The 12,943-nt window shown below is 65.1% G+C and carries 10 protein-coding genes; 4 read left to right on the top strand and 6 right to left on the bottom strand.

Features of this window, described 5'->3' with window-relative positions; translation table 11 throughout:
- Positions 1-24: 24 nt before the first annotated feature.
- From AB0362_RS14110 to AB0362_RS14100, 3 genes are all read left to right on the top strand, one after another.
- A complete protein-coding gene (locus AB0362_RS14110; protein ID WP_317808943.1) occupies positions 25-1,593 on the top strand; it encodes an alpha/beta hydrolase in 1,569 nt (522 codons plus the stop codon).
- A gap of 102 nt (positions 1,594-1,695) precedes the next feature.
- Positions 1,696-3,036 (top strand): type I glutamate--ammonia ligase, encoded by a 1,341-nt coding sequence (gene glnA, locus AB0362_RS14105; RefSeq protein WP_032379097.1) that lies wholly within the window; start codon positions 1,696-1,698, stop codon positions 3,034-3,036.
- A gap of 129 nt (positions 3,037-3,165) precedes the next feature.
- On the top strand, positions 3,166-6,213 hold the full coding sequence (locus AB0362_RS14100; protein ID WP_317784408.1) for a bifunctional [glutamine synthetase] adenylyltransferase/[glutamine synthetase]-adenylyl-L-tyrosine phosphorylase: 3,048 nt from the start codon (positions 3,166-3,168) through the stop codon (positions 6,211-6,213).
- A 13-nt stretch (positions 6,214-6,226) separates the two neighbouring features.
- Here the strand turns inward: AB0362_RS14100 and AB0362_RS14095 are convergent, their stop codons facing one another.
- From AB0362_RS14095 to glnA (AB0362_RS14075), 5 genes are all read right to left on the bottom strand, one after another.
- On the bottom strand, positions 6,227-7,210 hold the full coding sequence (locus AB0362_RS14095; protein ID WP_094688453.1) for a glycine betaine ABC transporter substrate-binding protein: 984 nt from the start codon (positions 7,208-7,210) through the stop codon (positions 6,227-6,229).
- Entirely contained in the window at positions 7,210-7,995 is a 786-nt protein-coding gene (locus AB0362_RS14090) for an ABC transporter permease (protein WP_149406146.1), read from the bottom strand. Before AB0362_RS14090 ends, AB0362_RS14095 begins: the two co-directional genes overlap by 1 nt.
- Complete coding sequence (locus tag AB0362_RS14085; RefSeq protein WP_149406145.1) at positions 7,992-9,188, bottom strand: ATP-binding cassette domain-containing protein; 1,197 nt, start codon at positions 9,186-9,188, stop codon at positions 7,992-7,994. Before AB0362_RS14085 ends, AB0362_RS14090 begins: the two co-directional genes overlap by 4 nt.
- Positions 9,181-9,831, bottom strand: coding sequence for an ABC transporter permease (locus tag AB0362_RS14080; protein WP_037192916.1), 651 nt, complete (start codon positions 9,829-9,831; stop codon positions 9,181-9,183). The genes AB0362_RS14085 and AB0362_RS14080 overlap by 8 nt, the downstream gene beginning before the upstream one ends.
- A gap of 187 nt (positions 9,832-10,018) precedes the next feature.
- Positions 10,019-11,455, bottom strand: coding sequence for a type I glutamate--ammonia ligase (gene glnA, locus AB0362_RS14075; protein WP_032368128.1), 1,437 nt, complete (start codon positions 11,453-11,455; stop codon positions 10,019-10,021).
- Positions 11,456-11,622: 167 nt separating this feature from the next.
- Between glnA (AB0362_RS14075) and AB0362_RS14070 the strand changes: the two genes are divergently transcribed.
- Positions 11,623-12,087 (top strand): RDD family protein, encoded by a 465-nt coding sequence (locus tag AB0362_RS14070; protein WP_149406144.1) that lies wholly within the window; start codon positions 11,623-11,625, stop codon positions 12,085-12,087.
- Between the two features lie 40 nt (positions 12,088-12,127).
- Here AB0362_RS14070 and AB0362_RS14065 read toward each other — a convergent pair whose 3' ends face one another.
- Positions 12,128-12,883, bottom strand: coding sequence for a DUF4191 domain-containing protein (locus tag AB0362_RS14065; RefSeq protein WP_094640148.1), 756 nt, complete (start codon positions 12,881-12,883; stop codon positions 12,128-12,130).
- Positions 12,884-12,943: the final 60 nt, after the last annotated feature.

The raw sequence follows: 12,943 nt of genomic DNA, 5'->3' as shown, positions 1-12,943 counted from the left end.
GAAAGACCTGGCACGATCGTGTCCATGAGAACGCGCACCATGAAGACGGCCGTGGCGATGTCGGCCGTGGCCGTGGTGCTCGCAGGCTGCTCCGGCCCCGAGCCCACCGCCACACCGGAGAACTCCGCGGTGCCCGACGCCTCGTCGCCGGCATCGGTCGCCGGCCCGATTCCCTCGGGGCTCGAGGCGTTCTACACCCAGACCCTGGAGTGGGAGTCCTGCGACAGCTACAACACCGACGGCAGCGAACTGGGAAGTGCCGTCGAGTGCGCGATGGTGACTGTGCCGTTGGATTACGCAGACCCCGAGGGCAGGACGATCGAGGTCGCCATCTCGCGGACGAAGGCGACGGGCGAGAAGATCGGATCGGTACTGATGAACCCGGGCGGGCCCGGCTCGTCGGGGCTCTACCTCGCCGGGCAGGCCGAAGGCACTGCCGTCGCCGATCGCTTCGATCGGATCGGCTTCGACCCACGCGGAATCGGAGCATCCGAACCGGAGGTGCGATGCCTGACATCCGAGGAGGTCGACGAGGAACGTCGCGAACCCGATGTGGACGTCAGCCCCGAGGGCATCGCGGCGACCGAGGCCGAACATCGGGACTACGCCGCGCAGTGCGTCGAGCGCACCGGGGCGGACGTGCTCGAGCACGTCGGCACCAGGGAAGTGGTGCGCGACATGGACGTCATCCGTGCGGTACTCGGCGACGAGAAGCTGACCTACATCGGTTACTCCTACGGCACCCGGATCGGGACCGCGTACGCCGAGGAGTTCCCGTCCAACGTGCGTGCGATGGTGCTCGACGGTGCGCTCGATCCGGACCAGTCACCCGTCGACGAAGCCGTCGCCCAGGGCGCGGCGTTCCAGACCGCGTTCGATCAGTTCGCCGCCGACTGTGCACAGACCGACACCTGCCCGCTCGGAACCGATCCGGCCCAGGCCGTCGAACAGTTCCGATCGCTGGTCGACCCGCTGATCGACCAGCCGGCCGAGACGACCGACCCTCGCGGTCTCAGCTACGACGATGCGATCACCGGTGCCCAGCAGGCGCTGTACTCGCAGCAGCTGTGGCGTCTGCTGCGGGCCGGATTGAACGAACTGCGCGACGGCAGGGGCGACACCCTGCTCCGGCTCGCCGACACCTACTCCGGACGGCTCGAGGACGGCAGCTACACCAACATCGACGACGCGTTCAACGCTGTTCGCTGCGTCGACGGCCCGCCGACCACCGATCGCGCCGAGGCCGACGCGGCGGACGTCAGGTTCCGCGCCGCCGCGCCGTATCTGGACGACGGCCGGGCGACGGGCAACGCGCCGCTCGACCTGTGCGCCTTCTGGCCGGTGCCGAACACGAGCGAACCGCACATCGTCGACGTCGAGGGACTGCCGAACCTGGTAGTGGTCTCGACGACCGACGATCCGGCCACGCCCTACCAGGCAGGTGTGGAGTTGGCCGCTCAGCTGCGCGGCGATCTGGTGACCTACGAGGGCACCCAGCACACGGTCGCCTTCTCGGGCGTCGAGTGCATCGACGATCCGTTGGTGAACTATCTTGTCGAGCTGGTTCCGCCGGAGGACGGATTGCGGTGCTGACGTGCTACCTCACCACCTGGAAAGTGTGCTGAGAGTTTCACGAAGTGAGACCGAATTCACGATGTAACACAGATTTAACTCCGTTTGCTTACTCTCGCGTTCATGGATCGTCAAAAGGAATTCGTGCTCCGGACCCTCGAAGAGCGCGACATTCGTTTCGTCCGCCTCTGGTTCACCGACGTCCTCGGGTACCTCAAGTCGGTGGCCATCGCCCCCGCCGAGCTCGAAGGGGCCTTCGACGAGGGAATCGGTTTCGACGGTAGCGCCATCGAAGGATTCGCCCGCGTGTCCGAGGCCGACACCGTGGCCAAGCCCGATCCGTCGACGTTCCAGATTCTGCCGTGGTCCACCAGCAAGGGTCACCAGCACTCGGCGCGAATGTTCTGCGACATCGCCATGCCCGACGGCTCGCCGTCCTGGGCCGACTCGCGCCACGTACTGCGTCGCCAGTTGAGCAAGGCCGCGGACCTCGGGTTCAGCTGCTACGTGCACCCAGAGATCGAATTCTTCCTGCTCAAGGACGCCCCGCAGGACGGCTCACCGCCGACCCCGGCCGACAACGGTGGTTACTTCGACCAGGCCGTCCACGACTCGGCCCCGAACTTCCGCAGGCACGCCATCGACGCGCTCGAGTCGATGGGAATCTCGGTCGAGTTCAGCCACCACGAGGCCGCGCCCGGCCAGCAGGAGATCGACCTCCGCTACGCCGACGCACTGTCGATGGCCGACAACATCATGACCTTCCGCTACGTGGTCAAGGAAGTCGCCATCGAGGAGGGTGTGCGCGCGACGTTCATGCCCAAGCCGTTCAGCGACCAGGCCGGCTCGGCGATGCACACGCACATGAGCCTGTTCGAGGGCGACGCCAACGCCTTCCACAACCCGGACGACCCGATGCAGCTCTCGGAGACCGGCAAGTCGTTCATCGCGGGCATCCTCGAACACGCCAACGAGATCAGCGCCGTGACCAACCAGTGGGTCAACTCCTACAAGCGACTCGTGCGCGGCGGCGAAGCACCGACCGCTGCATCCTGGGGACCGGCGAACCGCTCGGCACTGATCCGCGTGCCGATGTACACCCCGAACAAGGCATCCTCGCGGCGCGTCGAGATCCGTAGCCCAGACTCGGCCTGCAACCCGTACCTGGCATTCGCGGTGCTGCTCGCGGCCGGTCTTCGCGGAATCGAGAAGGGCTACACCCTGCCGCCCGAGGCCGAGGAAGACGTGTGGGCGTTGACCTCCGCCGAGCGTCGCGCCATGGGTTACAAGGAACTACCGGGCAACCTCGATCAGGCCTTGAACGCGATGGAAGGCTCCGAACTGGTCGCCGAAGCACTGGGCGAGCACGTCTTCGACTTCTTCCTCCGCAACAAGCGTCGCGAGTGGGAGGAATACCGCAGTCACGTCACGCCGTACGAGCTGAAGGCCTACCTGGGTCTTTAACAGCACGGCGTCGTCATGGGCTACGTTCTACTCGATCCTTCAATGGTAGTTCCGATGCCGACGCGAGCACCCTCGCGCCGCTGTGTACTGACGACGAGGTAATTCTGTGGCACCCCGAGGTGGATTCTGATGGTGCGTCCTCCGACCTCCAGATCCGTCGTTCCCGGACCGGGCCGTCTCGGCCTCGTCGAAGAAACTGCGCCGTCCGACCTGCGCACCCTCGGCTGGACGGGGGAAGAAAGCCTCGAACTGCTGTGGTCGCTCTCCCGTGCGCCCAACGCGGACCTCGCACTGCGGACCCTGGTGCGGATGTACGAACTGCTCGGTGCCGGGTGGGCCGAGTTCGACTCCGCACTGCGCACCGACAAGGGCTTCCGTGGGCGCATCCTCGGTCTCGTCGGCGCTTCCAGTGCGCTCGCCGATCACCTGGTTGCCGACGACAGCACTTGGCGTCTGCTGCTGACCAAGGAAGGTCAGAGCAGCGGAGTCTCGGCCAAGATCGAGCTACCCACCAAAGCCACCCTGTTCGCGGAACTGCTCGAGGCTGTCGGGGCCGAGCCCGAGACCGGCCCCAATGCCGCACCGGACCTGTACCGCGCGACCGTCACAGGACCGCCCGCGGTGATCGCGTTGCGCAAGAAGTACCGCGACCAGATCATGGTGCTGGCGGCATACGACCTCGCCGCGACCGTCGAGAACGAGCCCGTCCTGCCGTACACGGTGGTGGGGTCGCAGCTTTCCGACATGGCCGACGCTGCGCTCACCGCCGCACTGGCAGTGGCGGTGGCCACCGTGTGCCCGGACGCTCCGTGTCCGACGCGTCTGGCCGTCGTCGCGATGGGCAAATGCGGTGCGCGCGAACTCAATTACGTCTCCGACGTCGATGTCGTGTTCGTCGCCGAGCCCGCCGACTCGCAGGCGAGCCGCATCGCCGGTGAGATGATGCGCATCGGATCCTCGGCGTTCTTCGAGGTGGACGCGGCGCTGCGGCCCGAGGGCAAGCGCGGCGAGCTGGTCCGCACCCTGGATTCGCATGTTGCCTACTACAAGCGTTGGGCCAAGACCTGGGAGTTCCAGGCGCTGCTCAAAGCCCGCCCGATGACCGGCGACATCGCGCTCGGCAACGATTACGTCGACGCGGTCAACCCGATGGTGTGGTTGGCCAGCCAGCGCGAGGACTTCGTGCCCGAGGTGCGCGCGATGCGGCGTCGAGTCGAGGAAATGGTGCCGCCGGAGCTCCGCGAGCGCGAGATCAAACTCGGACGCGGCAGCCTGCGCGACGTCGAATTCGCCGTCCAGCTCCTGCAATTGGTGCACGGTCGAACCGACGAGTCGCTGCGCGTTCTCGGCACGACCGATGCACTGACCGCACTCACCGAGGGCGGCTACGTGGGCCGCGACGATGCCGCGAACCTGACGGCCTCCTACGAGTTTCTAAGGCTGATCGAGCACCGCCTGCAGATGCAGCGTATGCGTCGCACACACACCCTGCCTCCTCAGGACGACGAGGAAGCCCTGCGGTGGCTGGCCCGTTCGGCGCACATGCGACCCGACGGCAACCGCGACGCTCTCGGTGTGCTGAACGCCGAGATCAAGCGCAATGCGCAGCGCATCCGCCGGTTGCACGCCAAGCTCTTCTACCGGCCGTTGCTCGACTCGGTGGTCAAGTTCGACTCCGAGACGGTGCGTCTGACGCCCGACGCCGCAACGCGTCAGCTCGCTGCGCTGGGCTACGCGACCCCGCAGAATGCGTTGGGCCACCTGCGTGCGCTCGTCGGCTCGGGCACCCGCCGCGGTCAGATTCAGGCGGTGTTGCTCCCGACGCTGCTCGAATGGCTTGCCGATACCCCCGACCCCGACGCCGGACTGCTCAATTACCGCAGGCTGTCCGAATCGGCGGGGGAGCAGACGTGGTTCCTGCGCGTGCTGCGCGACGAAGGCGCGGTGGCACAGCGCCTGATGATCGTGCTCGGCTCCTCGGCCTACGTCCCGGATCTGTTGATCAAAGCTCCCGAGGTCATCCGTCTGTTCGCCGACGGACCCACAGGTCCGCGCCTGCTCGATGTCGAGCCGGAAGAGACGTACCGCGCCATCCTGTCGTCCTCGGCTCGGTACGAGGATCCGGTGCGGGCGATCAACGCGGCTCGGGCGCTGCGGCGTCACGAGCTGGCCCGCGTGGCCTCGGCGGACATCCTCGGCATGCTGGACGTCCCTCAGGTGTGCCGGGCCTTGTCTTCGGTCTGGGCCGCGGTCATCAACGCCGCCCTCGCAGCAGCCGTACGCGCCAGCGAGAAGGAACGCGGGGAACCGGCACCGGCAACGCTGGCCGTCATCGGTATGGGTCGCCTCGGCGGCGGTGAGCTCGGCTACGGCAGCGACGCCGACGTGCTGTTCGTCTGCGATCCGGTCGACGGTGCCGACGAGACCGTTGCGGTCAAGTGGGCCAACACCATTGCCGATCGCATCCGCAAACTGCTCGGCGCGCCCAGCACCGACCCGCCCCTCGAGGTCGACACCGGTCTGCGACCGGAAGGGCGAAGCGGGCCGGTGGTGCGCACCCTGTCGTCGTACGCCGCGTACTACTCGCAGTGGGCTCAGGCCTGGGAAGTGCAGGCTCTGCTGCGCGCACACCAGGTGGCCGGCGACCAGGATCTCGGAATCCGATTCCTGCTGATGGCCGACAAGGTGCGCTACCCCGAGGGCGGCGTGTCCGCCGACGCGGTCCGCGAAATCCGACGCATCAAGGCGCGCATCGACTCCGAGCGTCTACCCAAGGGGGCCGACCCCTCCACCCACACCAAGCTCGGACGTGGGGGACTGGCAGACATCGAGTGGACCGTCCAGCTCATCCAGCTCAGATACGCGCACAAGGTCCTGACGCTGCACAACACCTCGACTCTGCAGTCGCTCGACGCCATCGGCGCAGCCGAGCTCATGAGCGAAACCGACGTCGAATTGCTCAGGGAGGCGTGGATTCTGGCAACCAAGGCCCGCAACGCGCTGGTCCTGGTGCGCGGTAAGCCCACCGATCAGCTGCCGCGACCGGGAGCTGTGCTGTCGGCGGTCGCGCAGGTAGCGGGTTGGGAGAACGGCGATGCCGGAGCGTTCCTCGACAACTACCTACGAGTGACGCGTCGAGCAAAGGCAGTGGTGGAGAGGACGTTCGGCGGGAACTAGTCCCCGTCTGCCTCTAATCACTTCCGACGGTGACGAATCCCTGCTGAACCATCCAGTCCCGTGCGACGTCCGCAGGCTCGCGTCCGTCGATGTCGACCTGCTTGTTCAGCTCGGAAATGGCCTCGTTGGTCAACGCGGCCGAGATCGGTGCGGTCACCTCGGCGATCTCGGGGTACTGATCGGCGACCTCCTGGCGGATGATGACGGTCGCGTTGTAGCGCGGGAAGAACGACTTGTCGTCTTCGACGACCGTCAGATTCAGGCCCTTGATACGTCCGTCGGTCGTGAACACCTCACCGAATCGGCACTGAGCGCCCTCGGCCGTGGCCTGATAGATGACGCCGGTCTGCAGAATCTGCACCGGCAACGTGCTGGCGTCGAACCCGTATGTGGCGGCGAGGCCTGGCAACCCGTCCTGACGACTGTTGAACTCGGTCTCCACACACAGTGCTGCCGCGGCGGGGTCGCTGTTCACCAGCGCCGCGTAGTCGGAGAGGGTGCGAACCCCGGTCTCCTGTGCAACCTGCTGATTCATCGCCAGCGCGTACGTGTTGTCCATCGGGGCCGGATTGACCCAGTCGATGCCATTGGCCTTGTCGGCGTCGCGCACGGCCTCGAATTGCTCGGTGGCGTCGGGAATGGGGGTTTCGTTGCCCAGGAAGTTGATCCATCCGGTACCGGTGTACTCGTACGCGACGTCCACCTGACCGCTCTGCATGGCCAGCCGCACACTTTGCGATCCGGCGATGTTGGTCAGATCCCGTACGTCGGCACCGGCCGCGCTCAACGCGAATTCGAGGATGTAGCCGAGGATGATCTGCTCGGTGAAGTCCTTGGATCCCACGGTGAACTGGGCACCTTCGAGGCCGGGGAGCGGGGTGATGCTTCCCGGCTCGACCGACAACGGCATGGCACCGCCGGATTGCAATCCGCATCCCGAGAGCGCCAGGGTTGCCGCGGCGCACAGGGCCGCAAGTCGTCGAGTGGTGCGCCGCATCAGCGGAGTCCTTTCGGTCCGAGGAATGCCTCGGCGAGTGCGCCCAGCCAGTCGACCAGCAGTGCGAGAGCAACAGCAAGAACTGCTCCCACCACCAGAATGATCGGCTGGTTGAGCTTGTAGCCGGTATCGATCAACACGCCCAAACCGCCCGCTCCGACGAGGAAACTCAGGGTCGCAGTGCCCACAGCCAGCACCAGCGAGGTCCGCAGACCGGCGAGAATGAACGGAACCGCGAGGGGAAACTCGATGCGCCGCAGGATGCCCATGTTCGACATGCCCTGCCCGCGTGCAGCATCGATGTAGTTCGGGTCCACCGTCTGGAAGCCCAACATGGTGTTCCGCAGCACCGGGAGCAGCGAGTAGAACGCGATGGGCAGAACGCCCGCAGTGAATCCGGTCCATCCGGTGGCCAGGAACAACAGAACGAGCAGTCCGACGGCCGGCGCTGCCTGACCGATGTTGGCGATACCGATGAACAACGGAGCCAGCTTCCGATACCCGGGCCGCGTCAGCAGAATTCCGAGCGGCACCGCGATGGCGAGTACGAGCGCGGTCACGACGAACGTGATCGCCACGTGCTCGCGGACGGCGGTGGTGATGCTGCCGGCGTTGAGGGTGCCCGACTGGGTGGCGGTGAGGTCCCGGCTGAACGTGTAGACCAAAAGCACCGCCACTATGACGAGGATGACCACGGGCTGGATGAGTAGCCGGAGTCGCTCGGCCCGCTTGGCGGCGCGCGCGGTGTCCTTCGTGGTTTCGCCGGTGTCGGCGAGTGTGGTCACGACGGCGTCCCGACGTCGCTGCGCGCCTCGTCGTGATCGTTGGCGTGCTGAGAGCGTAGAGATTTGATGGTGTCGATCAACACGTCGATCGTCACGGTGCCGACGTACTCGCCGCGGTTGCCGGTCACGGTGGCCGTCGCGTTGCCCTCGGAGAGAAGAGCTTCCAGTGCGTCCTGCAGGGTGGACTGCGTCGAGACCATCTCGCCCATCGGCACACCGACGTCGCGCAGGCTGCCGACCCCCACGAGGTGGCGACGATCGGTCCAGCGAAGCGGCCGCTTGCGCGCATCGAGGATGATTCCCCACGCCTCCGGATCGGAGCCGAGAGCGGTGTTCATCTTCTCCACCGAGTCGTCCTCGCCGAAGACGGGAACGTCGGACAGTTCGATGTCGCGTACGCGCATCAGGGTCAGCTGCTTCAACGCGGCCCCGGCCCCGACGAATCCGGCGACGGTGTCGTCGGCGGGGTTGGCGAGAACGGCCTCGGGGGTGTCGTACTGGAGGATCGTCGATTGGTTTCCGAGCACCGCGATTCGATCGCCGAGCTTGACGGCCTCGTCGAAATCGTGGGTCACGAACACGATGGTCTTGCCCAGTTCCGCCTGCAGCCGCATCAACTCGTCCTGCAACAGTCCTCGGGTGATCGGATCGACCGCGCCGAAGGGTTCGTCCATCAACAGCACCGGGGGATCGGCGGCGAGAGCGCGGGCGACGCCGACACGCTGCTGCTGGCCACCGGAGAGCTGACGCGGATAGCGCTGGCGGTACACCGCCGGATCGAGCCCGACGAGATCGAGCATCTCGTCGGTGCGATCGTCGATGCGTTTCTTGTTCCATCCGATGAGCCCGGGCACCATGCCGACGTTCTGCGCGATCGTCATGTGCGGGAACAGACCCGCCTGCTGGATGGAATAGCCGATGGTGCGACGCAACTCGTTGGGGTCGATCGAGAGCGCGTCCTTGCCACCGATGGTGATGCGGCCCGACGTCGGTTCGATGAGCCGGTTGATCATGCGCATCGTCGTCGTCTTGCCGCAGCCCGAGGGCCCGACCAGAACGACGACCTCGCCGGCGGGAATCGTCATGGACACGTTGTCCACCGCGGCCAGCTTCTGCCCCGGGTAGCTCTTGGTCACGTTCTCGAGCACGATTTCCGCGCCGGAGACGTTGGATGTACGGGTCGAGTCACTCACGGATACCCCTCGAGGTGGTCAGTTTGCCGATCAACACGTAGATCCCGTCCAGGATCAACGCCAGCAGGACGATCAGAACAGTGCCGGTGAGGGCCTGCGGTAGGGCTGTGGGACTGCCTACGCGAGCGAGCCCGGAGAACAACAGGTTGCCCAGGCCAGGGCCTTTCGCGTACGCAGCGATGGCCAGGATGCCCATGGCCATCTGTGTGCTGATCCGCATCCCGGTGAGGATCGACGGCCAGGCGAGAGGAATTTCGATGCGTCGCAGCACCAGCGTGCGACTCATGCCGATACCGCGGGCGGCGTCGGCGACAGCCGGATCGACTGCAGCGAGACCCACCACGGTGTTGCGGATGATCGGCAGTAGCGAATACAGAACCAACGCGGTCACCGTCGGCCGAACGCCCAATCCCATGATGGGAATGAGAACTCCCAGCAGCGCGAACGAGGGGATCGTCAGAATCGTGCTCGCGAGAGCCGTCGCGATCGCCGACCCAGCGGGGCTGCGGTAGACCAGAACACCGATCGCGACACCGATGACGGTGGCGATGACGACGCACTGAACGACGGCCGAGACGTGCAGATAGGAGTCGATCGCCAACTGCCTTCGCCGTCCGACGATGAATTCCCACAGTGCATCCATGCAGTTGTCGTCCTCTGTTCGCCGGTAGCGGATAAATACCTTTACCCCGCGTACCGACAACTAAACGCCGACCGGTCTGAATTCTTCGTCGATTGCCCTAAGCGTTGCCGATCGGTTACTGCCCGGGAACGCAACAACGCCCGGCCGAAAGGATTCGGCCGGGCGTTGTCAGCGTGAAATCAGACGATCACACGTCGTAGTACAGCGAGAACTCGTACGGGTGCGGACGCAGGTTCACCGGAGCGATTTCCTGCTCGCGCTTGAGCGAGATCCAGGTCTCGATCAGGTCGGTGGTGAAGACGCCACCCTCGGTGAGGTAGTCGTGATCGGCCTCGAGCCGGTCGATCACGGCATTCAGCGAGGTAGGTGCCTGAGGAATGTTCTTGGCTTCCTCGGGCGGCAACTCGTAGAGATCCTTGTCGACCGGAGCCATCGGCTCGATCTTGTTCTTGATTCCGTCCAGACCCGCCATCATCTGAGCGGCGAAGTTCAGGTACGGGTTACCCGAGGAGTCCGGCGCACGGAACTCGAGGCGCTTGGCCTTCGGGTTGTTGCCGGTGATCGGGATACGCACCGCAGCGGAGCGGTTGCGCTGGCTGTAGACCAGGTTGATGGGGGCCTCGTAGCCCGGCACCAGACGGTGGTACGAGTTGATCGTCGGGTTGGTGAACGCCAGCAGCGACGGCGCGTGATGCAGGATGCCGCCGATGTAGTGGCGAGCGAGATCCGACAGTCCGGCGTATCCGGCCTCGTCGTGGAAGAGAGGCTTGCCGTCCTTCCACAGGGACTGGTGCACGTGCATGCCCGAGCCGTTGTCGCCGAACAGCGGCTTCGGCATGAACGTCGCGGACTTGCCGTTCTGCCATGCGGTGTTCTTGACGATGTACTTGAACAGCTGCAGGTCGTCCGCTGCGCGAAGCAGCGTGTTGAACTTGTAGTTGATCTCCTGCTGGCCGCCGGTGCCGACCTCGTGGTGCGCACGCTCGAGCTCGAAGCCCGCGTTCTGCAGGTTGGTCGAAATCTGGTCGCGCAGGTCGACGTAGTGGTCGTACGGAGCGACGGGGAAGTAGCCACCCTTGAAACGCACCTTGTAGCCGAGGTTCGGGCTGCCGTCGGCCTCGGTCTCGGCTCCGGTGTTCCACCAACCCGAGGACGAATCGACCTCGTAGAACGCGCCGTTCGCCTGCGAATCGAAGCGCACGGAATCGAAGATGTAGAACTCGGCCTCGGCACCGAAGTAAGCGGTGTCGGCGATGCCGGTGCTCGCCAAGTACTCCTCGGCCTTACGTGCGACGTTGCGCGGGTCGCGGCTGTAGGCCTCACGCGTGAACGGGTCGTGAACGAAGAAGTCGATGTTCAGCGTCTTCGCATTGCGGAAGGGATCGACCTGAGCGGTGGCGTAGTCCGGAAGCAGAATCATGTCGGACTCGTGAATGGACTGGAAGCCGCGGACGGACGAGCCGTCGAACGCGAGGCCGTCTTCCAGTGTGTCTGCCGTGAAGGCCTTGGCGGCGATCGAGAAGTGCTGCTGTGCACCCGGCAAATCCGTGAACCGGATGTCGACGTATTCGATTCCTTCATCTGCGATGAACTTGATGACCTCTTGGGCCGTGGAAAACGCCACGCTTTTGCTCCTTTGTTGAGTCCGTCGACCTGACGGTATGGACTTGGTGTTGCCCGCCCGTCAAGCTCGTGTTTCGCCCGTGTTACACGTCCTGGCTCACGACTGGCACGGACAACAGTACGTCCAGGTGTTTTCCCGTGTGCCCGACCGCGCCTATCCTTGAAATCATGGCACGAATGACAGGGTCCTGGTTGTCCGGACCGGCCTCGGCGAACCCACGTGAACCCCAGAACTTTCGCGGGGAGGAGTTGGGTCTGCCGCAGCAGGGCGTCGGATCGCTGGCAGGTACCGGACGTAGAGTCCTCGCGTTGCTGCTGGATTGGACGATGGCCACCGGCGTGGCGTCGCTGATTCTCGGCGGATACACCACCAGTGGCCTGATCTCGACGATCGTGCTGGCCGTGTGGTTCGGAGTGGGACTGGTGAGCGTCTCACTGTTCTCGTTCACCCCGGGGCAGTTCGTCGTCGGTGTTCAGGTGGCACGCATCGACGCCCATGCGCGGGTCGGATTCGTCCGCGCCCTGGTTCGCCAATTGATTCTGCTGTTCGTCGTACCGGCCGTCGTGACCGACATGGACGGCCGAGGAATGCACGACCGCGCAACGGGAACAGCCCTGCTGCGGACCCGCTGAGGGGTCGTCGCACCAGGGCTGTTTCGAGTGGTCGTGAGTACTAGCGGCGCTTCATGGTCCGCTGAACGCCCTTCATCTTGGCTCCGCCGGGAATGGGTCCCTTCGGCATCGCCGGGCCCCCCTTGGTGCCGAGAGCGGAAAGCCGCGACTCGATGGTGTCCATGCGCTTGCCGTCGATGTTCTTCGGCAACTTCGACAGGTACTTCTGCAGACCCGACAGCGGAATCTGGTTCTCCTCGTTGCCGACGATGATGTCGTAGATCGGAGTATCGCCCACCAAGCGGGCGGTCTTCTTCTTCTCTTGCGCCAACAACGACTTCACGCGGTGCGGTGCACCCTCGGCCACGAGGATGACACCGGGCTTGCCGATGACACGATGCACGGCGTCGAGATGGGTGGTTCCGGCGATCGCGTTGGTCACCCGCCACGACCCCTGCAGATTGTCCAGGGCCCACGCGGCCGCTCCGGCCTGCCCGTCGGCCTTCTTGTACACCGACTTCTGCACGCGGCGACCGAAGATGATGAACGCAACCAGGACTCCGAGGAGCAGTCCGATGGGGAGCAGGAACCACTGGAAACCGAAGGCCAGGCCGATGAGGAATCCGAGGAGCCCCAGCCCGACCACCGACCCGATCATCAGCGGCAGGAGAACCTTGTCGTCCTTGCGCTGCATCTGAAACGCCTGCCAGAGTTGCTTGCGCCGTTCCCTCGATGCCTGCTTGCGCGCCGCCTTGGCAGCCGCTTTTGCTTCCTTGCTGGGCTTTGCTGCTTTGCCAGCCTTACTGCCGTTCGCCATACCTCACAGGATACGTCCTGTGCCGACGCTCACTCGCACCGCTCCGGATTGGGAACGACG

This window comes from Rhodococcus sp. NPDC079359 (genome assembly GCF_040702585.1).
Taxonomy (GTDB): Bacteria; Actinomycetota; Actinomycetes; order Mycobacteriales; family Mycobacteriaceae; genus Rhodococcoides.
Note: the sequence above shows the minus strand (reverse complement) of the source record. Positions and strands in the feature narration are given on the sequence as shown.